The 21547-nt window shown below is 72.3% G+C and carries 19 protein-coding genes and 1 pseudogene; 9 read left to right on the top strand and 11 right to left on the bottom strand.

Annotated elements, in window-relative coordinates; genetic code table 11:
- Positions 1–140: 140 nt before the first annotated feature.
- A complete protein-coding gene (locus tag ACWD5Q_RS16325; RefSeq protein ID WP_451427652.1) occupies positions 141–1028 on the top strand; it encodes a helix-turn-helix domain-containing protein in 888 nt (295 codons plus the stop codon).
- 226 nt (positions 1029–1254) lie between these two features.
- Here ACWD5Q_RS16325 and ACWD5Q_RS16320 read toward each other — a convergent pair whose 3' ends face one another.
- From ACWD5Q_RS16320 to ACWD5Q_RS16310, 3 genes and pseudogenes are all read right to left on the bottom strand, one after another.
- Complete coding sequence (locus tag ACWD5Q_RS16320; protein WP_451427651.1) at positions 1255–2925, bottom strand: histidinol-phosphatase; 1671 nt, start codon at positions 2923–2925, stop codon at positions 1255–1257.
- A 22-nt stretch (positions 2926–2947) separates the two neighbouring features.
- Positions 2948–4804: a LamG-like jellyroll fold domain-containing protein gene (locus ACWD5Q_RS16315; RefSeq protein ID WP_451427650.1), complete on the bottom strand. Its 1857-nt coding sequence runs from the start codon at positions 4802–4804 to the stop codon at positions 2948–2950.
- 165 nt (positions 4805–4969) lie between these two features.
- Positions 4970–5554: pseudogene (locus ACWD5Q_RS16310) on the bottom strand (beta-galactosidase domain 4-containing protein); the annotation flags it as partial.
- 188 nt (positions 5555–5742) lie between these two features.
- Between ACWD5Q_RS16310 and ACWD5Q_RS16305 the strand changes: the two are divergent.
- Positions 5743–7083: a 6-phospho-beta-glucosidase gene (locus ACWD5Q_RS16305; RefSeq protein ID WP_451427649.1), complete on the top strand. Its 1341-nt coding sequence runs from the start codon at positions 5743–5745 to the stop codon at positions 7081–7083.
- Between the two features lie 63 nt (positions 7084–7146).
- Here the strand turns inward: ACWD5Q_RS16305 and ACWD5Q_RS16300 are convergent, their stop codons facing one another.
- Complete coding sequence (locus ACWD5Q_RS16300; RefSeq protein ID WP_451427648.1) at positions 7147–8832, bottom strand: carbohydrate binding domain-containing protein; 1686 nt, start codon at positions 8830–8832, stop codon at positions 7147–7149.
- 188 nt (positions 8833–9020) lie between these two features.
- A complete protein-coding gene (locus tag ACWD5Q_RS16295; RefSeq protein ID WP_451427647.1) occupies positions 9021–10151 on the bottom strand; it encodes an ATP-grasp domain-containing protein in 1131 nt (376 codons plus the stop codon).
- 388 nt (positions 10152–10539) lie between these two features.
- Between ACWD5Q_RS16295 and ACWD5Q_RS16290 the strand changes: the two genes are divergently transcribed.
- Together ACWD5Q_RS16290 and ACWD5Q_RS16285 are read left to right on the top strand one after the other, a co-directional pair.
- Complete coding sequence (locus ACWD5Q_RS16290; RefSeq protein ID WP_451427646.1) at positions 10540–11448, top strand: metallophosphoesterase family protein; 909 nt, start codon at positions 10540–10542, stop codon at positions 11446–11448.
- The gene (locus tag ACWD5Q_RS16285; protein WP_451427645.1) at positions 11393–12094 is read left to right on the top strand and encodes a 4'-phosphopantetheinyl transferase family protein; all 702 of its coding nucleotides are present in this window, start codon (positions 11393–11395) and stop codon (positions 12092–12094) included. The genes ACWD5Q_RS16290 and ACWD5Q_RS16285 overlap by 56 nt, the downstream gene beginning before the upstream one ends.
- Positions 12095–12173: 79 nt before the next feature.
- Here the strand turns inward: ACWD5Q_RS16285 and ACWD5Q_RS16280 are convergent, their stop codons facing one another.
- Positions 12174–12395 carry a hypothetical protein gene (locus tag ACWD5Q_RS16280; protein WP_451427644.1) on the bottom strand — a complete coding sequence of 74 codons (222 nt, stop codon included), beginning with the start codon at positions 12393–12395 and terminating at the stop codon, positions 12174–12176.
- Between the two features lie 552 nt (positions 12396–12947).
- On the opposite strand from ACWD5Q_RS16280, the gene ACWD5Q_RS16275 reads away from it, so the two are divergent.
- From ACWD5Q_RS16275 to ACWD5Q_RS16265, 3 genes are read left to right on the top strand one after another with little or no spacing between them, the layout of a single operon-like run.
- Positions 12948–13550 carry a toxin-antitoxin system, toxin component gene (locus ACWD5Q_RS16275; RefSeq protein ID WP_451427643.1) on the top strand — a complete coding sequence of 201 codons (603 nt, stop codon included), beginning with the start codon at positions 12948–12950 and terminating at the stop codon, positions 13548–13550.
- A 3-nt stretch (positions 13551–13553) separates the two neighbouring features.
- The gene (locus ACWD5Q_RS16270; RefSeq protein WP_451427642.1) at positions 13554–14717 is read left to right on the top strand and encodes an MAB_1171c family putative transporter; all 1164 of its coding nucleotides are present in this window, start codon (positions 13554–13556) and stop codon (positions 14715–14717) included.
- A 55-nt stretch (positions 14718–14772) separates the two neighbouring features.
- Positions 14773–15993, top strand: a complete 1221-nt coding sequence (locus ACWD5Q_RS16265; RefSeq protein WP_451427641.1) for a DUF6545 domain-containing protein — start codon at positions 14773–14775, stop codon at positions 15991–15993.
- Positions 15994–16006: 13 nt separating this feature from the next.
- Here ACWD5Q_RS16265 and ACWD5Q_RS16260 read toward each other — a convergent pair whose 3' ends face one another.
- The 4 genes from ACWD5Q_RS16260 to ACWD5Q_RS16245 form a co-directional block, all read right to left on the bottom strand.
- The gene (locus ACWD5Q_RS16260) at positions 16007–16969 is read right to left on the bottom strand and encodes a polyprenyl synthetase family protein (RefSeq protein WP_451427640.1); all 963 of its coding nucleotides are present in this window, start codon (positions 16967–16969) and stop codon (positions 16007–16009) included.
- Between the two features lie 109 nt (positions 16970–17078).
- Entirely contained in the window at positions 17079–18254 is a 1176-nt protein-coding gene (locus ACWD5Q_RS16255; RefSeq protein WP_451427639.1) for an MAB_1171c family putative transporter, read from the bottom strand.
- Between the two features lie 21 nt (positions 18255–18275).
- Positions 18276–18809, bottom strand: coding sequence for a toxin-antitoxin system, toxin component (locus tag ACWD5Q_RS16250; protein WP_451427662.1), 534 nt, complete (start codon positions 18807–18809; stop codon positions 18276–18278).
- A 32-nt stretch (positions 18810–18841) separates the two neighbouring features.
- Positions 18842–19498 carry a helix-turn-helix domain-containing protein gene (locus ACWD5Q_RS16245; protein ID WP_451427638.1) on the bottom strand — a complete coding sequence of 219 codons (657 nt, stop codon included), beginning with the start codon at positions 19496–19498 and terminating at the stop codon, positions 18842–18844.
- A 222-nt stretch (positions 19499–19720) separates the two neighbouring features.
- On the opposite strand from ACWD5Q_RS16245, the gene ACWD5Q_RS16240 reads away from it, so the two are divergent.
- Positions 19721–20386 (top strand): MmyB family transcriptional regulator, encoded by a 666-nt coding sequence (locus tag ACWD5Q_RS16240; RefSeq protein ID WP_451427637.1) that lies wholly within the window; start codon positions 19721–19723, stop codon positions 20384–20386.
- A 100-nt stretch (positions 20387–20486) separates the two neighbouring features.
- Complete coding sequence (locus ACWD5Q_RS16235; protein WP_451427636.1) at positions 20487–20681, top strand: hypothetical protein; 195 nt, start codon at positions 20487–20489, stop codon at positions 20679–20681.
- Between the two features lie 18 nt (positions 20682–20699).
- Here the strand turns inward: ACWD5Q_RS16235 and ACWD5Q_RS16230 are convergent, their stop codons facing one another.
- Positions 20700–21437, bottom strand: a complete 738-nt coding sequence (locus ACWD5Q_RS16230; protein ID WP_451427635.1) for a FadR/GntR family transcriptional regulator — start codon at positions 21435–21437, stop codon at positions 20700–20702.
- Positions 21438–21547: the final 110 nt, after the last annotated feature.

Below are 21547 nucleotides of genomic sequence, written 5' to 3'. Positions count from 1 at the left end.
GAAGTCCTCACGGGATGCATCATCTCTGGCGGAACACCGTCAACCATAAAAGTCTGACTTTTGCGGGGGAAGGTGCGCCTGTGTCAGCCTTCGGTGAAAGTGGGACATCGGCAACAGGACCGAGGCGGCACGAGAACGACATGGCGGACAGAACCACCCAAGACGGTGACGGGATCAGGACGTACCCGTTTCCGGTCGACCTGAGCGTCCGCGGCGTCGGCATCCAGGTGGGCCCGATGGAGCCCGGCCGCATCTGGCACCAGGACGCGCCGCTGGACCGCGTCCACCGCATCGACTTCCACGTGGTGATGTTCTTCAACGACGGCCCCGTGTCGCACATGGTGGACTTCGCCGAGCACCGGGCGAGCGCCGGCGACGTGCTGTGGATACGCCCCGGCCAGATCCACCGCTTCTCCCGGACGAGCGAGTACCGCGGCATGGTGCTGACCATGCAGCCCGGTTTCCTGCCACGCGCCACCGTGGAGGCCACGGGCCTCTACCGCTACGACCTGCCGCCGCTGCTGCACCCCGGCCCGGCGGAGCTGGCCGGGCTCCGCGCGTCCCTGGAGCAGGTGCAACGCGAGTACGAGGACGCGACCACCCTGCCGCGGAGTCTGCACACGGCGGTGCTGCGCCACTCCCTGACCGCGTTCCTGCTCCGCCTCGGGCACCTCGCGGCCAGCTCCGCCGAGGCGGCGCGCGGTCAGGCCGACACCACCTTCACCCGGTTCCGGGACGCCGTCGAGCGGGGCTTCGCCACGAACCACAGCGTCAGCGCCTACGCCGACGCCCTCGGCTACTCCCGCCGCACCCTGGTGCGCGCCGTGCGCGCCGCCACCGGCGAGACGCCCAAGGGATTCATCGACAAGCGGGTCGTCCTGGAGGCCAAACGCCTCCTCGCGCACACGGACCTGCCGATCGGCCGCGTGGGCGTCGCCGTCGGCTTCCCCGACCCGGCGAACTTCTCCAAGTTCTTCCATCAGCACACCGACACGGCACCGGCTGCGTTCCGGGCGGACTTGCGATGACACGAGAGGCGGGCACGGGGCCCGCCCCCGGGACGGTCGGGTCCGCGGCCCGCCGCTCGGCGCGTGACCCGAGGCGAGCCGCCGACGCGCGTGGCGGAAGGGACGCCGCCCCGGCTCGCGGTCGGCCGCACAGGACGGCGGGCAGCGGCGGGAGACCCGCCGCCGTCCCTTTGAGCCGGACGCGTCGCCATGCCCGGCCCCGCCGCCCTCACGCACCGGCGTCCCGTCAGGAGCCCGCCACCTCCACGAAGACGGGGTTGGCGTAGAACCACGTGTCGGCCCACGGATCGCCGTCGCCCGGCGTGTGCGGGACCGGCCCGTGCGGGTCGACAACGGCGCCGAGGAATCCGGCACCGTGACGGTTGCCGTCGCTGCCGCGCAGCCGGACGTAGAAGGACTCGCTCCCGGCGGTGAGCGGGAAGCGCAGGGTGTACGTGCCCGTGCGGCCGCTGACATCCCTGGTCTGGACGACCTTGGTGTCGGGCGCCTGCCAGGTGTCGCGGTCGGCGACCGGCCCGCGCACCGCGCCCCGGATCACGTCCACCTGCGCGAGGCGCGGCAGGATCCCCTGGGGGTTGGGGCGCGAGGCGGCCGTCACGGTCACGTCCAGCGTGAGCTTCTCGCCCTTGCGGACCCGCAGCCGGCCGCCCAGCGTGACCCCGCGCCCCGAGTCGCCGTCCCGCTTCAGCCGTACGTCGAGCCCGTCGAGCAGATGCCCGTGGTCGACCCAGACCCGGCCCGCGCGCAGACCCGCCATCACCGCCCGGTAGCCGTAACGGGTCACCCCGACGTGGGTGCGGCTGAACTGGCCGGGCCAGAAGTCGCTGCCCGGCTGCGGGGTGTCCGTGTTCACCGGGTCGGGCAGCCTGCCGGTGTTGTCGAAGTTCTGGCCCGGCAGCCAGTCGCCGTTCTTCCAGGTGTCGAAGACCACGCGGTGGGCGTCGGAGTTGCTGGTGATCGAGAACAGCCTGCCCTCGGAGAGCAGCGCGTCCCACAGTCCGCCGACGGTCGCCGTCGCCCAGTCGAAGCCGCCGTAGGTGACATAGGCGCCCGCCGGGTAGCCGGACCACGACTGCGCGGACGGCTTGTTCTCGTACTCGCCGCGGATCGAGGTGGTGGAGGAACGCCAGCCGGGGATCGCCGCGCCCTGGGCACCGGGCGCGCCCTCCATACCGATCATGATCTCGGGCGCGGCGTCCCGCCAGCCGCGGATCTCGTGCGGGGAGTCGATCCCGAGCCGCAGCGGGTGGTTGGCGAGGACCAGTACGTCGTCCACGTATCCCGAGCGGCGCTGCTCGGCCAGCCACTGCAGGGCCTTGACGGCGTGGGCCTCGTTGCGCGTGGTGTCCGCGGCGCCGGCGGACCCCTCGGTGTAGCCCAGCAGCTTGCCGTCGTAGGCCAGCTCGAACCGGGTGAGCAGATCGGCCTCGTGCGGGCCGGGGGCCGCGAACACGGTGGCGTGCTCGGCGGCCGGGATGTACCACTCCAGGCCCTGGAAGATCAGCTGGCGCGGGTTCTCGGCGCGCGCCTTGAGGATCTCCTGGTGCTCCATCTGCGCGCCGTACGAGGCGTGCCCGACGTTGGAGTGCTCGTTGAACACCATCCAGTCCAGGCCGTACCGGGCGCCGGCCCGGGCCTGCTGGGAGAACGTGTACTTCGCGTCGTGGCTGTACACGGAGTGCACATGGTGGTCGCCGACCAGGTACGCGAGGCGGGGGTCGTCGCCGCCGAGGCGCCGGTCGTCCGCTGCCGCGGGCGTGGCGAGGGAACCGACGGCGAACGCGGCGCCGAACAGCCCGGCACGGCGCAGCAGGCCGCGGCGGGAGAGGCCCTGGGCGTCCAGGCGGTCGGGGGAGACGGACGGGTCGGCCCAGGCGGGCAGTTGCTGCTCGGTCATGGTGGGTGGGAGGCCCTTCGGCTCAGTGGTTCATGAAGGAGGTGACGGGCAGCGCGCGGGCGACGATCCGCACGTCGCCGAGGCGGCCGTGCAGGATCTGGTCGATCCTTCCCGCGTACTCGTAGCCGCCCAGGAGCCACGGCAGTCCGACCGTGCTCAGGCCGACGGCGGCGGCCTTCGGGTTGCGGGCCACCGGGCAGCCCTCGACGTAGAGCGTGGTGTGCCGGCCGTCGTTGACCACGGCCACATGCCACCACCTCTCGCGTGCCGTCTCATCGCCCCAGTTGGTGGCGATGCCCTCCTGGTTGAGCGGCCGTACCGCCCACTGCGGTCCGGGGCCGTCGGACAGCGACAGCGTGGCCAGCGGCTCGTCGGGGTCGTCGGCGGTCTTGCCCGCCGCGCCGCCCGTGCCGGTGCGGCTGACGAGCCCGGACCAGGCGTGGTGCGCGGCGTCCCAGTCCGCGGGGAGGCGGTAGAAGGCCTCGATGGTGTAACCGGAGGTGAACGTCTCGGAGTTGAGCGGCGCCCGGTCGACCGTACGCAGGTACGCGCCCGTCAGCGGCGACTTGTAGCCCTGGAACTCCAGGCTGCCGTGGCCCGGCTGGTCGGGGTGGTGGTCCGACGACCAGGTCAGCGAGCCGCCGTTCACCGTGACCGGCGTGAGGTCGTTGCCGCGCCCGGACAGGTCGCGGACCGTGCCGGTGACGGCGGCCCGGTCGTCGTGTCCGTCGAAGCGCCAGTACGCCACCGTGCCGGGGACGAGCATCTTCGACACCGGCCGCGACGGACGCGCCGGGACGGGGGCGAAGCCCGCGAACCGCTCCTCGAAGTCGAGGGCGACCGAGAACCGGTCGGCGTCACCGCTCAGCTCCATCTCCTCCCGCTCCAGCAGGTTCAGGCCCTGGGCGGCCCGGCCGAGGATCCACGGGGAGACCGTCTCCACGTCGATGACGTTCCGGTCGAGGTCGAAGTGGTACAGGCGGATCATCGCCGCGCCGCCGAAGTAGCGGTTCTGATAGTTCGTCAGGTGGAGGTGGACATCGTGGCCCGCCGCGTTCTTGCGCGTGGCGCGGCCGGCCGGCCAGTAGTGGCCGTTGAGGGTCAGGAAGATCTGGTCGTGGTCCTCGATCAGCCGGTCCCACAGCTGCCGGCCGTACGAGGACAGCGTGTCGTCCTCGACGACCAGCTCGTGCGTGGTGAGGATCACCGGTGTCCGCGGGTGCCGGGCGAGGACGTCCTCGGCCCAGGCGTACCCGTTCGTCGACAGCCGCCAGTCCAGGGCCAGCACCATCCACTCCCGCCCGGCGGCCCGGAACAGATGGAAGGTGTTGTAGCCGTCGGGGGACGCGCCCCCGAACGTGGAGTGGCTCCGGAAGCGGTCCGGTCCGAAGGTGTCGAGGTACGGCGTCGGGCCGCGCTGGTCGTCGGTCGACGACCGCACATCGTGGTTGCCCGCGAGGACGCTGTAGCCGACGCCCCGCCGGTCGAGCAGCCGGAACGCGTCACCGATCGCCGCGCACTCCTCCTTGGCGCCGTTCTGCGTGAGGTCGCCGAGGTGGGACAGGAACACGACGTTCTCGTCCCGGCCGTGCTCCAGGAGGTACCGGAGCGAGGCCTCGACGGGCGCCGGGTCGATGCTCGGTCCGTCGAAGAGGTACTGGGTGTCCGGCATGACCGCGAGCGTGAAGCGGCGGCTGTCCGGATCGGGCCGCCACCGCCCGCCGCTCGCGGGGGCCGCCTCGGCGGCCGTCGGCAGGGCGACACTGGTGGTGGCCGCCGCGCCCAGCAGCGCGGTGGCGCGCAGGAAGCTGCGTCGGCCGGCCCCGGCCTGCGGGGTTTCCTGGGCAGGGGTCTGCCCCGGCTCGTGCGAAGTGCACACATCTACTCCGTGGGATCCGTGAAGGTCGGTGGGTCAGAGGGTGCGCAGGGTCCAGCTCCAGTGATGGACACCCGGCGGGATCAGTGAGGAGGCAGAGGTGTCAGGGCCGCAGGAGGCCGTGTCGAGGCCCCGGCGGGCGGTGTCGATGTCCTCCGCCGCGGGTCCGCGCAGCCGCACCCGCGGCACGCACACCACGGTGCCGCGGGGTGCCCACGGCTCGTCGTGCGCCGTGCGCACGCGCAGGGTCAGCCAGGCCTCGCCGCCCCGCTTGGGCAGCGCGAACGGCAGCCGTACGGCCGCCGACTCGCCCGGGACGAGGCGCGGCAGCTCGGCCGGAGCCGTGAGCGTGGGGCCGTCGGCGAGCGACAGCTCCCATGCGGCGGTCAGCCAGTCCAGGCCCCGGAAGCACTGGTGATTGCGCAGGACGACGCCCTCGTGCCGGAAGCACTCCAGACGGACCGGTGCCGCGGTCTCCTGGTGCTCGTACCTCGCCGGAGGGGGCGTGCGGTCCGCAACGACCATGCCGTCCGCGCGGAACGCGCCGTCGTCCGGGAGGTCCCCGAAGTCACCGCCGTACGCCCAGCGGTGGCCGGGCGCGGCGACACCGTTGCCGTACAGCCCGGCACCAGCGCGCCCGGCGGGTCTTCCGTTGCTCACGCGCTGGATACTGCCGTGGTCCCAGAACTCCCGGATGAAGCCGCCCTGAAGGCCCGGGGTGCACTCGATGGCGGCCCAGTGGTGGGCGTGTGTGCGCCCTCGTACGGAAACGGCGGGTGCGATGGTGCGCCGCCCAGTGCGATGGGGCCGTAGTCGTGCAGCACCACGCAGAGAAATGATCGAAGATGACGAGTGGTGACGAACGCACCGGCCGATCCGGCGACCCCGTCATCCCTCGGGTGGGCGGGCGTCGAGGTGGTCGCGGTGGGAGAGGCGGAGGCGTGAGGCTGACGATTCTGGGCGGTGGCGGGTTCCGGGTGCCGCTCGTGTACGGGGCGCTCCTCGGGGACCGCGCCGAGGGCCGGGTCACCCGTGTGGTGCTGCACGACCTCGACGCCGGGCGGCTGTCCGCGGTGACACGGGTGCTGGCCGAGCAGGCCGCGGGCGTGCCGGACGCGCCCGAGGTGACCGCCACGACCGACCTCGACGAGGCGCTGCGCGGCGCCGACTTCGTCTTCTCCGCGATCCGCGTCGGCGGCCTGGAGGGACGTGCGAACGACGAGCGGGTGGCGCTCGCGGAGGGCGTGCTCGGCCAGGAGACGGTCGGCGCGGGCGGCATCGCCTACGGTCTGCGGACCGTGCCCGTCGCCGTCGACATCGCGCGGCGGGTGGCCCGGCTCGCGCCCGACGCCTGGGTCGTCAACTTCACCAACCCGGCGGGCCTGGTCACCGAGGCCATGTCCCGCCACCTCGGCGACCGCGTCATCGGCATCTGCGACTCGCCGGTCGGGCTCGGCCGCCGTATCGCCCGCGTGCTCGGCGTCGCGAACCCGCGCGAGACCTTCGTCGACTACGTCGGCCTCAACCACCTCGGCTGGGTTCGCGGGCTGCGCGTCGCGGGCCGTGACCACCTGCCGCGGCTGCTCGCCGACCCCGGCCTGCTCGGCTCGTTCGAGGAGGGCAGGCTGTTCGGCGCCGAGTGGCTGCGGTCGCTGGGCGCGATCCCGAACGAGTATCTGCACTACTACTACTTCAACCGTGAGGCCGTCCGCGCGTACCGCCAGGCCGAGCAGACCCGCGGCGCCTTCCTGCGCGACCAGCAGGCCCGCTTCTACGAGGAGATGAGGCGCCCGGACGCCGCGGCCCTCGAGACCTGGGATCGCACCCGGGCCGAGCGCGAGGCCACGTACATGGCCGAGAACCGGGAGACGGCGGGCGCGGGCGAACGCGAGGCGGACGACCTCTCCGGCGGCTACGAGAAGGTGGCCCTCGCCCTGATGCGGGGCATCGCCCGCGACGAGCGCACCACCCTGATCCTCAATGTGCGCAACCGCGGCACCCTGTCCGTGCTGGACGCCGAGGCGGTCATCGAGGTCCCCTGCCTGGTGGACGCGAACGGAGCGCACCCCGTCGCGGTCGGCCCGCTGCCCGGCCACGCCACCGGCCTGGTCTGTTCGGTCAAGGCGGTCGAGCGCGAGGTGCTGTCCGCCGCCGAGTCCGGCTCCCGCGCGACGGCGGTGAAGGCGTTCGCACTCCACCCGCTCGTCGACTCCGTCAACGTCGCCCGGCGGCTCGTCGACGGCTACACCGCGGTCCACCCCGGCCTCGGCTACCTCATGTGATCCCGCCAGAAGAGGAAGGGAGGGGGTGCCCCGCGCTCGGGCGCCCCCACCCCACCCGCGTGCTCAGCCGGTGAACCCGGCGGTGATGGACGTGAACTGCCAGTTGCTCTGGCTGATACCGGAGCAGTTGCTCACCACGCCGCCGCCCGCGCACGGCCGGTCGCGGTTGACCGCCCAGTAGGCGAGCCGCGCGATGTGGTGGGAGTTCGACCAGTCGCGGATCTGGGTCCAGATCGCCGGGGTGGTGTTCTCCTGCTGGTCGGACAGGCCGTTCATACCGGAGATGCCGATGTGCGCGTAGGCCGTCGCGTCGTCCCAGCCGAAGGTCGACTTCAGCTTGGCCTTCAGGCCCTCGGCCGCGTTCACCGTGTTGCCGTACATGTCCGAGCCGCCGCCGAAGTCGAACGGCATGATGGTGAAGACGTCGATGTCGGCGCCGATCGACTGGGCCTGCTCGATGAGCCGGTTGCCGTAGTAGGTCGGGCCGGTCGTCGAGGTGCCGAAGGTGACGATGGTCCTCAGGCCGGGGTTGTTGGCCTTGACCGTCTTCAGGGCGGTCAGGATCCTCGCCTGCACGGCCTCGTTCTCGAACTCGTCCGTGTTCTCGATGTCCATGTCGATCGCCTTCAGGGAGTAGGCGTCGATCACCTTCTGCAGGGCTCCGGCGAGCGCGCTCGCGGAGGAGCAGTTGGCCCCGAGCTTGCTGCCCGACCAGCCGCCGAAGGACGGCACGATGTCACCGCCCGCGGAGCGGATCTGGTTGATGGCGGTCTGGTCGGCGCTGCCGGTCAGCGGGCGGCTGCCGTCCCAGGCGGGGGTGCAGCCGCCCGAGTCGAGCACGAACGCCATCGTGAACCACTTGATGCCGGTCGCGCTCATCACCGTGCTCGGGTTCGGCGGGTCGCCCCAGCCCTCGTACAGATACGGCGCGGCCTGCTTGAAGCCGGTGCCGCCGCCGCTGCCCGCGTCCGTGGTGACCGTCACGGAGCCGGAGGCCGCGGAGGTGTTCCCGGCCGCGTCCCGCGCCTTCACGCTGAAGGTGTAGCTCGTGCTGGGCGACAGACCGCTGACCGTCGCGGACGTATCGGAGACACTCAGCACCTGGCTGGCGCCGCGGTAGATGTCGTACGCCGTCACACCGACGTTGTCCGTCGAGGCGTTCCACTTCAGCGACACGCTGGAGGAGGTCTTGCCGGTGGAGGCCAGGCCGGTGGGTGTGGTCGGTGCCTGGGTGTCGGAGCCGCCACCGCCGCCGCCGGGTCCGTCCAGGCTGATGTCGTCGGCGTAGTACGTGCCCTGCCCGTACCAGCCGTGGACGTAGATCATGGCGCTGGTCTGCGAGGTGCCCGTGGTGAAGGAGACGGACAGCTGGCTGTACGCCGACGGGGACGTGGTCCAGGTCGAGGCGCCGCCGTCCACGCCGAGGTAGACGTAGCTGCCGCGGACCCAGCCGCTGAGGGTGTACGTCGTGTTGGGCTGGACCGAGACGGTCTGGCCGCACTGTGCGTTGTCGCTCGAACTCGCCGCGCCCGCAAGCGCGTTGGCGCCGCCGTGGACGGGGCTGGAGACGACCGAGCCGAGGTTGCCGGTGCAGGACCAGGGGGACAGGCCCGACTCGAAGCCGGGGTTGGGCAGGATGTTGGCCGCCTGGGCGGTTCCGGGGAGGGCGACCGCCCCGCCCAGCGCCAGGGCGGCGGAGCCGATGAGAGCGAAGAAGGCGCGTCTGGAGCGTCTGAGGAGTGTGCGCACGCGATCTCCCTGAAGGCGATGGGGGGTTCGGGAGGGCAGGAAGTGCAGAAGGGTGCGCCACCAAGTTGGTATGGACCAATCCTGGTGTCAAGGGGCTGGGGAGTACCGGGGCGGACGAAACCTGAGCCGGTACGGGGGCGGACGCACCCCACGCCGGACCCGGCGTGGGGGAAACGCGCGCCAGGCGGCTACAGAGGCAGGGCCTGCGCCGTGCCGACCTCGACCGAGTCGACCGGTACGGCGGCGGGCGGCACCGGCGTGTGCGCCGACTCGTCCACCCGCTGCTGCGGCAGCGAGACCGAGCGGACCGGCCGTGGCCCCGACACCACCGTGTAGTCCGTGCCCAGGAACGGCGGCACCACCCGGCCCGGGTCCTCGCCGAGCGCCAACTGCACGGCCGCCCAAGGGGCGTTGACGCCGCACAGCGACAGTTGGTGCAGCCCGCCCGCCGGGCGGGTGTTGACGTCCAGGAGCACCGGCTCCCCGCCGTACATCCGGAACTGGATGTTGGACAGGTAGTGCAGCCCGAACCCCTCCGCGAGCAGCGTGGCCGGCTCCAGCCACCGCTCGTGCAGCGTGAAGCCCCGGCGGCGCCCGTGCTTGGTGCGGGCCACCGCCATGCGGATCAGGTTGTCGGGCCCGGTCAGGCAGTCGACCGACACCTCCGGCTGCTCCAGACGCGGCATCACCAGCCAGTCGACGGGCTCCTCGGCCTCGCGTACCGCCCGGACGACCAGGTCCAGCGGCACGTGGGGGCCCGGGAACCCGCTCAGGTGCACCATCGAGAACGGGGCACGTGTGATGACACGGAAGCCCACCCCGCCCGCGCCCACCGCCGGCTTGAAGCACGCCTTGTGGCCGTCGGCCTCCAACTTCTCGACAGCAGTGAGGAGTTCGCTTTCGTTCGTCACCCGCCACCACGGCGGCACCGGAATCCCGATCGACTGCACGGCCTGATACGCCGTCACCTTGTCCCGGAAGACCGCGACCGCCTCGGCGGGCGGCGCCAGCAGCGCCGTACCGACCGCCTTGAACTCGGCGCGATGCGCGACGATCGCCTCCTGGTGCAGACGCGGCACGAACACGTCGATGCCGCGGCGCACGCACTGGTCGAGCGCGTACTCCACATACCCGGCCGGGGACAGGCCCTCCGGCTCCAGGTCGGCGGTGTCCGCGGCGGCCAGGACGGGCGAGTCGGGGTCGCCGTGCGTGGCATGGATCTCGACGGCCCGGTCGCCGGGGTTTCTCCGCAGCTGATCCATGAAGAACACGTTCTCCGCGTACGTGCGGTTGAGCCAGACGCGTACGCGAGAGACCATGCGGGCCGCCTTTCACGGTGCGCGGGCAGGGCGGAGCAGGCCGTGCCCGGCCAGGGGAGGGGGAGATGCACCGAACCGCCGTATGCGTGAACGCGTTCGTGGCGGAGGTGTTGGGGCGATCATAGGCCCTCCCGGACCCTCCCAGCGCTTACGTCCGTGTTACGGATTCCTCCCCTCTCCCGGCCGTGCGGCAGGGGCGGTTCGGCGTGTGCGCCGGCGCCTGGCGACGTCGGTGTGCGGGGCGGTGGGCAACGACGGCTCGTGGGCCTGTGGACAGGGGAAATCCGGCCGTTTCCCGGCCCGTACCGGCATCCTGCGCGGGTCGCTCTTGTCCCCCGGCGGGCCGATGTGGTCTTGTGTTCCTGTTCGGTTCTCGAAAGGGGCGAGGGTGGAGTCGACGGACGGCCGTGGACAGCTGCTCGCCATCAGCGACCTGCACATCGGATACGCCGAGAACCGCGCCCTCGTCGAGCGCATGCAGCCCACGACGGACGAGGACTGGCTCCTCGTCGCCGGCGACGTGGCCGAAACCGTCGCCGACATCCGCTGGGCCCTGGAACTGCTCGCCGGCCGCTTCCGCAAGGTGATCTGGGCGCCGGGCAACCACGAGCTGTGGACCCACCAGCGGGACACCGTCACCCTGCGCGGCGTCGAGCGCTACGACCACCTGATCGCCATGTGCCGGGAGCTGGGGGTGACCACACCCGAGGACCCCTACCCGGTCTGGCGGGGACCGGGCGGCCCGGTGGCCGTGGCGCCGCTCTTCCTGCTCTACGACTACTCGTTCCTGCCGCAGGGCTGTACGACCAAGGAGCAGGGGCTCGCGTACGCCCACAGCACCGGGATCGTGTGCACCGACGAGTATCTGCTGCACCCCGACCCCTACCCGAGCCGCGAGGCGTGGTGCCGGGTCAGGGTGGCCGAGACCGAGCGCAGGCTCCAGGAGATCCCCGACGACCTTCCCACCGTGCTGGTGAACCACTACCCCCTGGACCGGCACCCCATCGACATCCTGCGCCACCCCGAGTTCGCCATGTGGTGCGGCACCGGGCTGACCGCCGACTGGCACCGCCGGTTCCGGGTCGCCTGCATGGTCTACGGTCATCTGCACATTCCACGCACCACCCACCACGAGGGCGTGCGCTTCGAAGAGGTGTCGGTGGGCTATCCCCGCGAATGGCGCCCGCGCGCGACACCGCCCGGACGGCTGCGCCGTATTCTGCCGATGGAGGTCCCAGCAGGTGATCGAGGAGCTGCTCCCGGGTTCGGTCGCGGTCGTGGAGGCACACGGACGTGACGCGCTCGGCGACGGCGTCCTCCTCTACCCGGAGGAAGAGGCGGTCGTGACGCGGGCCGTCGAGAAGCGGCGGCGGGAGTTCCGGGCCGCGCGGGGTTGTGCGCGACAGGCCATGGAGAAGCTCGGTGTGCCGCCCGGGCCCATTCTGCCCGGCGAGCGCGGCGCCCCGCGCTGGCCGGACGGGCTGATCGGCAGCATGACCCACTGCGAGGGCTACTGCGCCGCCGCGTTGGTGCACGTCGGCGAGCTGGTCTCGGTCGGTATCGACGCGGAACCGCACGAGCGGCTGCCGGAGGGGGTCCTGGAGGTGGTGGCGCTGCCCACCGAGCAGACGTGGCTGCGGGCCCTCGCCCGCAGCCACCCGTCCGTCCACTGGGACCGGCTGCTGTTCAGCGCCAAGGAGTCCGTCTACAAGGCGTGGTTCCCCCTGACCGGAAAGTGGCTGGATTTCCACCAGGCCGAGATAGAGATCGACCCGGGTGCCGCGCCCGGTGTCTCCGGCCGCTTCCGGGCGCGGCTGCTGGTCCCGGGGCCGGTGGTCGACGGCCACCGCATCGAGACCTTCGACGGCCGGTGGACGGCACAGCGGGGGCTGGCCGCGACGGCCATCGCCGTACCCCGACCCCAGAGCGGGGAGCGCTCCTGAAGGACGGGGGCGGGGCGGGGGCGCGGTCCAGGGCCTGGCGGACCGGCCCCGGCCCTGGTGGTGGCCCGGAGGGCCCCGCTCACGGACACCATCGCCCGCACAGGCGGAAGAACTCCTCCTCGGTGCCCGTGAGTCCCGCCTCCGCCAGGGCCCGGTCCGCCTCGGCCAGGGCGGCGGTCGGGACCACGGGTGGTCGGCGGGGATCCGGCGGCCCGTCGAACGCCGCTCGTACGGTGTTCAGGAGGCGCAGATAGGCCTGCACGGCGGCGCGTTGGCGGTCGGTCAGTACGGCGGTCGGCATCGGTCGGCTCTCCCCGGGTCGGCCGCGCGGCCCGGCAGGGCGCGCGGCGGTACACGCACGGTGCGCGCCCCGTACGCGGGCGGTCGCCGCGCGCAGCGGTGGCGCACCCCCAGCTTGCCGTCCACCACTGACAATCCCGCGGCCGAAGCCGAGAGTTCGCCCGCTCAGCGGAGCCGGAACGTTCCGAAATCCTTTGGGGGCAGCGGTTCTCCGCTGAGGGGCGGGGACATCCGGGCGTCCCTCGTGTCGGTGGCCGGAGCAGGGGAGGCGGGCCGTGGACGCGTCCGCAAGTCGGCCGGTTCGTCTGTCTGATGCGGCTGCCGGACACCGATCTCGGCCGGACGCGGCCGAGTTGACCGGCGCGCCATGACGGGGCGGCAGATCGTGGTTTGTCCGGCATGCTCACCGTTGTCTTCAGGCCTCTGTGCCAGAGGCCCGTCGAGGACCACGGAGAAGTGACTACTGTGGCGATCTGGATGTTCCACCGGCTGTGCGGACCGGTCACCGCCGGGCGGCTTCGGGCACCGACGTCGAAGGACGGGGAGTGACGACGTGAAGACCAGGCGCGAGAAGAGGATGAAGGAACTCAGCGCCGGACTGCTCACCCGCCTCGGCCGGGCCTCGCCGGGTGACGACGACGAGATATTCACGGCGCTCGGCGGCATCCTCACCGGTCTGCGCGGTCGTCCCGTGGTGCTGAAGCGGACCGCCTTCCCGCCCGGCACGGCGAGCGGACTGTGGCTCGACCTCGAGGACATGGACATCGTCGCCGTCCGGGACGACACGACCAACAGCGAGCACGAGCACGTCATCCTGGGCCATGAGATCTGGCACATGTTCGAGGGACACTGCGGAGCCCACACCCCGGCGGGCCGGGCCGCCGCGCGGGCGCACAGCTTCCACGCCGGGGCGGTCGACGACGTCGTCCGCCGGCTCCTCGCCTCCCACGACGCACAGCTCGGCGGGCTCGGCGCGTCCCAGCTCGGCGTCGCCGCCCGCACCGGCTTCGACGACCGGCACGAGGCGGAGGCCGAGATGTTCGGTCTGCGGCTGGGCACCGACCTGCGCACCTTCCGCAGGACGCATTGGCGCGCCGACCTCGGCCAGGTGGCCGGACGCATCGAGGACTCGCTGGGCAGAGGTCTCTGGGGCTGAGCCGTGGACGGTCGGATCTACTACCTGACGGCCCTGCTCCTGTGGAGCGGCCTCGCCATCCGGATTCCCAGGCTGCTGCACAGCCGGCGCGACCCCGCGCTCGTGTCGCTGTGCGCGGTCGTGCTCGCGGCCGGTGTCTCCTTCACCCTCTCCGCTCCGGCCAGCGTCGCCGCCGTCAACCACGCGACGGGGATCCCGAACATCGCCGCACCGCTGGTCTACACCGTGCTGACCGCCTTCAGCGCCGCCTGCCTCGTCGTGATCGTCTACTGGCGCGGCGGCGAGCCGGAGTACGTACGCCGGGTGGCCCGCCGGTGGCTGACCGGCTACGCCGCCGCCATCGTCGCCCTGTGGGTGCTGTTCGCGGTGGGCGACGCCCCCGTGGAACGCCGGACCGACCTGGACACCTACTACGCCACCACCCCCGGCCTCGCCGAGATGATCACCCTGTATCTGCTGGCCCACCTGATCGCGGCGTTCGCCACGACGACGCTGTGCTGGCGCTGGTCGCGGAAGGTGACCGGCTGGACCCGCCGGGGCCTCTCCGTCCTCGTGCTGGGCTGGCTGCTCAACGGTGTCTTCGGGGTGGTCAAACTGGCCGCCGTGGCCGGCCGTTGGACAGGACGGCACTGGGACAGCCTGAGCACCGACCTCGCTCCCTGGGTGGCCGCCGTCGCGGCGGTCCTCGTCACCGTCGGCTACGCCCTGCCGCTGATCGGTCCGCGTGTCGAGAGCGTCACCGCCTACGCCCGGCTCCGACCGCTGTTCACACTCCTGGTCGACCCCGCCGACAAGCGGTACTGGGTGCCGCTGTCCTGGCGGTCGCTGGGCGACATCGACCTCCGGCTCACCCAGCGGGAGACCGGGATCCGCGACGGCATCACCCGCCTCGTACCCCGCTTCGACGACCGTGTCCGCAAGCAGGCCTACCACAGGGCGATCTCGGCCGGCGCGAGCGCCCCGGAGGCCGAGGCCGTCGGTGCCGCCGCCATGGTGGTCGCCGCCACCCGGTCCGGCACTTCGGACGATCCCCGGCCCGGCGCGTCCGTCCCCACCGCACTCGACGGCGACCTGGGCGACCTCGTGCGGATCTCCCAGGCCGTCCACACCCTCATCGCCGCCGGCACGCTCCCCGCGGGCGGCAGGCCGGAGAGCCGGCGGACATGACCTCGCGCACCCAGGCGGCACCCGGTCCGACCCCACCAGCCGGGGTCGCCGCAGGATGAAGGCCAACCTCGGCTTCTACGTCGCCGGCGGGCTGCTGCTCCTGGCCTGCCTGCTCAAGTTGCCCGCCCTGGTCCGCGCCCGTGGCCGGGACTGGCTGCTGTCCTCGATCTGCGCCCTGCTCCTGGTCGGAGCCGGGGTCCTGTTCACCTCCGCCCCTCAGACGATCATCCTGGTCAACCGGACCACCGGGGTGTCCAACTTCTCCGCCCCGCTGGTCTACTGCGCGCTCACGGGCTTCTCCGGGGCGTCGGTCGTGCTCGTCCTGAACTGGCGCGGCGGCCCCGACAAGGCCCACACCCGGCGCCTGTCCCGGTGGATCATCGCGCTGCACCTGCTCGTATGGACACTGATCATCACCCTGTACGTGCTCGGCGACGCACCCGTGGAACGGCGCACCGACTTCGATGTGTACTACGCCCGCACGCCCTACATCCGCGAGATGATCCTGCTGTACCTCGTCGCCCACGGCCTGGCCTCCTACGTCTGCAGCCGACTGTGCTGGCGCTGGTCGCGGGATGTGCACGGCACCATGCGGATCGGCCTGCGCGCCCTCGCTCTGGGCTATCTGATGCACTACGCCGGCTACGACGCGGCCAAGCTCGTGGCGATCGGCGCTCGCTGGACGGGGTACGACGGGGACGTCCTGGCCACCGGGGTCGCGCCCAGCATGGGCCAGCCCAGCGCCGTCCTCGTCGCCGTCGGTTTCATCCTCCCGCTCGTCGGACGCCGCAGCGAGGACGCCGTCCGGTACTGGCAGCTCGGCCCGCTCGCCCGCACTCTGAGCGCGGTCCCCGGCGCCCCCGGCCTCGCCCTGCTGCCCCTGCCCTGGTGGACTCCCGAGTTCCGGCTACGTCTGACGCAGCGTCAGACCTATATCTCCGACCGCATCGTGGCCTGCCGGGGCCACTTCGACCACCGGATATGGGACGAGGCGCACGCCGCCGCCCTCGCCCAGGGAGCGGGCGCGCAGGACGCCGACATCATCGCCGAGGCGGCGATGCTCGTCGCCGCCGTCGACGCGTACGGCGTCGTCGGCGACGAGCCCGGGACCGGCCAGGAGCCCCCGGGGCCGCCGCCCACGACGGGTGACCTGGCCCGGCTCTCCCGCGCCCTGCGGACCCGCGTCGTCAAGGACATCCGCCGCCGGCGCCGGGTCCGCCGCGAACAGGCCCGGCCGGAATCAGGCCCCCGGGCGCGCCCGCCGGATGGGCGGTGACGGTGCGGTCCGCTCACGGGCGCAGGCGGGACGTCTGGTCCACGAGCCCGTGCAGGACGGACACGTACGCCTCGTCGCCCCCCAGCTCGTCCAGGATCCGGTACGCCGTGTCGCGGAACTCCCCGATGTCCTTCTCGCAGGAGGCCAGGACGGACGGGCCAAGGAGCAGAGCGGCGAGGTCCGACCGGGCCTCGGCGGACGTCCGGGCGCCGGCGCGCAGGTCCAGGATCCGCTGCCGCGCTTCGGGGGTCTCCTCCTCCAGGGCGCAGGCCAGCGTATAGGTCAGCGTGCCGTTCAGCAGGTCCTCGTGGCGGCCCGAGGCGAGGTCCTCGTAGTCGTTGAAGATCTGCCACAGAATGCCGAAGACATCGCCGAACTCCCGCCAGCGGGCGGTGCGTTCCTCCCGCGCCCCGGACAGTGTCGCGGCCATCGCCGTGATCATGGCAAAGGGAGCGCCGGACTTTCCCCGGTAGGCCGCGAGGACCGTGCTCCGGCTCGCCGCCCCGGTGCTCTTGCGCATGTCGTCCATCTGTCCTTCGGCGGCCGTCATCCCGCCCGCCAGCAGTTCGGCCGTCAACGCGGGCCGGACGGCGGCCGGGACCCCGGGCGACTCCAGGACCCGGAGCGGGAGCAGTTGCCCGGTGACGATGGCCGCCAGCAGCGCCTCGTGCGGTCCGAGGCCGGCGGGAGGGGCCGTGCCCTGTCCGTCGGCCAGGTCGTCGAGGTAGCAGGCCGACGTCCACCACAGGATGTGCACGGCGGACAGCGGCAGGGCCGGTGCCGGGGAACCGGTCTCGGCGCCGTGCACCAGCAGCGGCAGCACCGACAGCGGGTATTTCATCGGCTGGTGGCGCAGAAGCCGGTCGACCGCGTCGCTCACGGCGGGCGCGGCCCCGCCATTCCGGTCGAGCGCGGCCTTGAGCTCCGCCTCGATACCGGCGGAGAACTCGCGGTGCAGATCCAGGTACGTCTTCACGTGGCACCCCCATGCGTCTGCGGTCGGCCTGATGCGTACTCTCCGCGGAGAGCGGGCCCGGTCAGGTTCCGGGCACGGCTGATGCGTTCTCGGCCGGTCGGCGTGTCGGTCATGAAAGCCGCACTCCGGCCGTGCCCCGGACGGCCGCGACGACCGGCGACCTGCGCAGCGCCAGGGACGTGCGCACGAGGTCACGCGGGCCGTCGTGGGGCCCGGCGGGGGTCTTGGCCGCGCTGAGGACCCGGCCCTCCGGGTCCTCGGTCCTGGCCCGTACCGCCGCCGCGACCATCGCCGCGTCGGCCTCCGCCCGGGCCTGGACCGGGTCGGAACCCGCGGCCACGGCAGCGTCGTAGGCGTGTGCGCGGACATCGGGATCGAAGTAGGGGGACAGGCTCAGCATGCCGTCGTGGATGTCGGACTCCCGCCGGGTGACCTGGAGTTCCACCGACGACCACCAGGCGATGCGCCCCTCGCGGCCGGTATGGGCCGACACCGGCCTCAGCTCGCGCCACAGCGGTCCCAGCCGGCGATAGGTCGACCAGGTGGTCCACTGGTCCCCGACGCGTCGGCAGGCGAGCGGCAGACAGAAGCCCACGGCGCTGATCTGTCCGCCGATGGAGGCGAGCGTGGGTGCGGCATAGGTGCTGAGGTCGTCGAGGTTCCCGCCGTTCCAGCGGGCGATCACGGCCGTGAACTTGGCCGCCAGATAAGCCAGGTTGAACATATAGCCGGTCACGATGATCAGCAGCCCGGCCCGGAGCCAGCCGTGGACCTGCAGCGCCCACCGCCAGCACAGCACGGTCATCGCGAGGCCCCCCACGGCCATGGCCGCCAGGTAGAGCACGATCATCTCGCGGATGAACGGGGTCCGGGCGTAGTAGGTGTCGAAGTCGCGCAGCCGCTCCACCGGCGTGTCGCCCAGGGCGAACAGCACGACCAGGGCGGCGGTCACCACGCCGTATGCGGCGGTGATCCGCCGGGTGAGGCCGCGGGTGACGGCGGGCGGCCCGCCCCGCCAGTTGACGGCGAGCACCAGGCAGGCCGCGCTGAACGCGCTCAGCAGGGAGTACACCAGGGGGGCCGAGACATTGGTGAGGCCGGTGAGGCCGTTGACCTTCACGATCGTCGGCGGCGCCGCGAAGAAGAACACGGCCCCCGCCAGGGCGAGCAGCGTGCACACGGAGCGCACCAGCGGGTCGCGCCAGGAGCGCAGGAGCGACGGCGACTTGAACGCCAGGGCGACCGCCGTCGCGGTGGCGGGTATGTAGTAGCTCGGTCCGTCCATCGTGTCGGTGTCCCGGGCCGCTCAGCGGACCTGAGGTCCGCGGTAGCCGAGCGACGCCTCGATCCGGCCCGCCAGGCCGTCCCGCTGGACGGGTGCGCGCAGCGACGAACCGGCCAGCCACGTACGGCACTTGCTGGCCAGCAGCAGGCCGAAGCTCTCGGCCGCTTGCTCGTCCGCGAGGTCGAAGTGCGTACGGGCGGCGACGTTGCGGACGGTCGCCTGGAGATCGATGCTGTCGCTCAGCAGGCGCGCCGCGACCGTGGCCCCCTCCACGGGGTGGCCCTGGTGGCCGGCGTTCATGTGCCACAGTTCGTGGCCGAGGATCACCAACTGGTGGTCGGGTGCGGTGCGTTCCTCGACGACCACGAGGTCCTGGTCGGCCATGTCGAGCCAGAGACCGCTCGCGGTGCCGGGCGGGAAGGCGGCCATGCGGAACTGGACGGGACGGCCCCGGCGCCTGCTCATGCCCGCGCACAGCGCGGTGTAGAGGTCGGCGGGTGCCGCCGGTGCCGGGAGCGAGAGCTCCGCCACCAACTCGCCGCACAGGCGGCGCATTTTCCTTCCGATGCCCACGGTTCTCCCCCGGATCAGGACTCAGGCCGCTTGACGCTCTCCAGGAGCATGTCCAGCCACTCGGCGACCTTGTCGCGGTGCTGGTCGGTGGGCAGCTGGGCCGCCCGCCAGGCGATGCCGCGGACGCCGTGGTCCTGCAGCAGGCGCTCCAGCGGATCGTCGGCGGTGTCGGCCGCCGCGCGCTCGCGGTCGGCGAGTTGCTGGAGGAGCTCCTGCTCCGAGCGCTGGAGGGCGTTCGCGAGTGCCTCGGGGTCCTCGGCCGTGAGGAACCCGGCGTGCACTCTGAAGAAGCGCTGAATGGCGTCGCAGTGCTCCATGGTGGGGCGCCGGTCGCCGTTGATGAGGGCGCCCGCCTGCTGGCGGGACATACCCGCGCCGTCGGCGATCTCCTGCTGGGTGTACTTGCGGCCGTTGGGCTTGAGCCGGGTGCGGCGCAGCAGGTCGAGCCGTTGCAGAAAGCGTGTCTGAAGATCCGGCTCCCTGGCGGGCACGCCGCTCAGCAGGGCCTTCACCACCGGCTCCGGGACGCCGGAGGCGACCGACAGGCGCGCGGCGTCGAAGATCTCCTCGTGCGGCACACCCACCCGGTCGGCGAGGGCGGTGACACGGGACACGACGGCCGGCAGCAGACCCGTCGCCGTGGCGCCCGGAACCTCGAAGCCATCCGTCACCGACAGATCTCCTACGTCTCTTCGCACAGCGTTCTCATGGTCGTCCGGAACCAACCGGAGATTAGCTGTTTCCTCGAACTCACATCCAGGTCTCGCCACAACTGTGGCGAGATTCGGCCGTCAACCGACCTCGAATGCCACGATAGTTGACACACCTGGATCCGGGGCAGCAGGATCGGGACGCCGCGCGAAGGCCGCAAGGGCAAGAGGGGTGACCTCCCGATGGCGTTTCAGGCAGGAGGGCAGCGGCCGCAGCCGCGGCCCGTCCCCGAGAGTCCGGAAGCACGGGCGTATCTGCGGGACTACGACGTGCTCCTGGAAGCCGTCCCCTTTCCGTCCGTCGTCTTCGACCACCGCTGGGACGTCGTCCTCGCCAACACCGCGTTCGAGACCCTCTTCGGCGGAGTGGGACCGCACCCGACGGCCATGCCCGGTGACAACTTCCTGCGGTTCGTGCTGTTCCACCCGGACGCGGCCACGATCCTCGGTGAGCACGAGTCGAGTTGGTGCCTGCCGATGCTGGCGCACTTCGCGGCAGCGATGGAGCGGCACGGCCACGACCACGGGCTCCAGGCCATCCGCCGGGACATCGCCCAGGACCCGATCATGGACGCCGCCTACCGGCAGGGCCTGCCGCACTGGATCCGCACGGCCGGCCCGCACGCCGTGGAGCTCGACGGGGCCGTGCGCCCGCTGCTGCACCCCGACCCGCGCTGGGGCGGCGACTGCCGGGTGGTGGGGGAGGCGCCCAGGACCCTGCAGGCCATGGGCTACTCGAAACTGACGCTGGTGCTGCGCGAGGCGCGCCGTCCGGCGCCCGTCGGACGGGGGCCGCACCGCCCCCGGCGCACGGCGGGCCACCTCAGCGTGGTGCCCGCGGAGCTCTAAGCCCCTCCCCATCGCCCCGGCTCCGTCGGTGTTCAGGTCACCGACGGCGCCGGGGCCCGCCGCGCCCCGCCCGGCTCGGCGGTCCACGACGAGGACGAGCGTGATCCCGCAGCACGGGACCGGCGGCAGCCCCCGCCAGGCGTCCGGTCGTGCCCGCCCCGGCGCCGCGGCGGCGTCGGGCCCCTCGGTGGGCGATCCGGCCGGAGGCGCCGGGTCGGCCGAGGCCGTCGTCTTCGCGTCCGGCAGGGCGAGCGGAGCGGGGTTCGTGCTCATCGGCGCCCTCCCGCGCGCATGACCGGATACCGGCGCGTCCTCACAGGGCGAGGCGCAGCGCGATGAGCCGTGCCGTCGATTCCCGGACACACCGCTCGGCCAGTTCCCCGGCCGCATCGTGCGCCCCGTCCTGCACCGCGGAGATCACCGAGCGGTGACGGTCCGCCACCTCTTCGCGATAGGTGTCGTCCCCGAGGACGAGGCACAGCAGCGCCCCGACCTCCGTCTGCAGCGCGACCTGCTCCCGGGTGAGCCGGGCGGACTGGGCCGCCGCCGCCAGCTCCACATGGAACCGGCCGTAGACCCGGCTGCGCGCCGCCGCGTCCTCGGCCGCCGCGAACTCCTCCAGGGTGCGCCGCAGCGGCTGGAGGTCGTCCGGCCCGGTGCGCTGGGCGGCGAGCCGGGCGGCGGCGCCGGAGACGGCCGCCCAGTGGTCGCCGAGATCGCGCAGCTGCTCCGTGCTCCAGTCGGCCAGCCGCTGTCTGATCCGCTCCTCGGCCGGGTCCGCGGGCAGCGAGACGAAGCTGCCGCCGCCGCGTCCCCGCCGGGTGGTGACCAGACCCTGCTGCCGCAGCGCCATGAGCGCCTCCCGCAGGGTCACGGTGGACACACCGAGCTGTCCGGCCAGCTCGCTCTCGCCGGGCAGTTGCTCCCCGTCGGCGAGCAGCCCCAGTTCGATGGCGTCGCCGAGGCGGCGGACGACCGTCTCCACGCGCGCGCGGGTGTCCACCGGAGAGAAGACGGCTCTCCGGGCCCCGCCGCCCCAGTTGTGCTTCACGGCCACCACCTTGTGTGTTGACTCAACCTTTACCTTAAGGGGGTCTTGAGATTTGAACTATGAGTTCATATCTTTTCGATCCAGAGACAAGAACGGAAGAGCGCACCAGA

It is taken from the genome of Streptomyces sp. NPDC002513, from assembly GCF_053595355.1.
Note: the sequence above shows the minus strand (reverse complement) of the source record. Positions and strands in the feature narration are given on the sequence as shown.

What these genes read in the sequence shown, in the direction of transcription:
- ACWD5Q_RS16295 (WP_451427647.1), bottom strand. Translation starts at nt 10,151, where the DNA reads ATGGTCTCTCGCGTACGCGTCTGGCTCAACCGCACGTACGCGGAGAAC.
- ACWD5Q_RS16255 (WP_451427639.1), bottom strand. Translation starts at nt 18,254, where the DNA reads ATGGACGGACCGAGCTACTACATACCCGCCACCGCGACGGCGGTCGCC.
- ACWD5Q_RS16320 (WP_451427651.1), bottom strand. Translation starts at nt 2,925, where the DNA reads ATGACCGAGCAGCAACTGCCCGCCTGGGCCGACCCGTCCGTCTCCCCC.
- ACWD5Q_RS16250 (WP_451427662.1), bottom strand. Translation starts at nt 18,809, where the DNA reads ATGCGCCGCCTGTGCGGCGAGTTGGTGGCGGAGCTCTCGCTCCCGGCA.
- ACWD5Q_RS16325 (WP_451427652.1), top strand. Translation starts at nt 141, where the DNA reads ATGGCGGACAGAACCACCCAAGACGGTGACGGGATCAGGACGTACCCG.
- ACWD5Q_RS16265 (WP_451427641.1), top strand. Translation starts at nt 14,773, where the DNA reads ATGAAGGCCAACCTCGGCTTCTACGTCGCCGGCGGGCTGCTGCTCCTG.
- ACWD5Q_RS16280 (WP_451427644.1), bottom strand. Translation starts at nt 12,395, where the DNA reads ATGCCGACCGCCGTACTGACCGACCGCCAACGCGCCGCCGTGCAGGCC.
- ACWD5Q_RS16240 (WP_451427637.1), top strand. Translation starts at nt 19,721, where the DNA reads ATGGCGTTTCAGGCAGGAGGGCAGCGGCCGCAGCCGCGGCCCGTCCCC.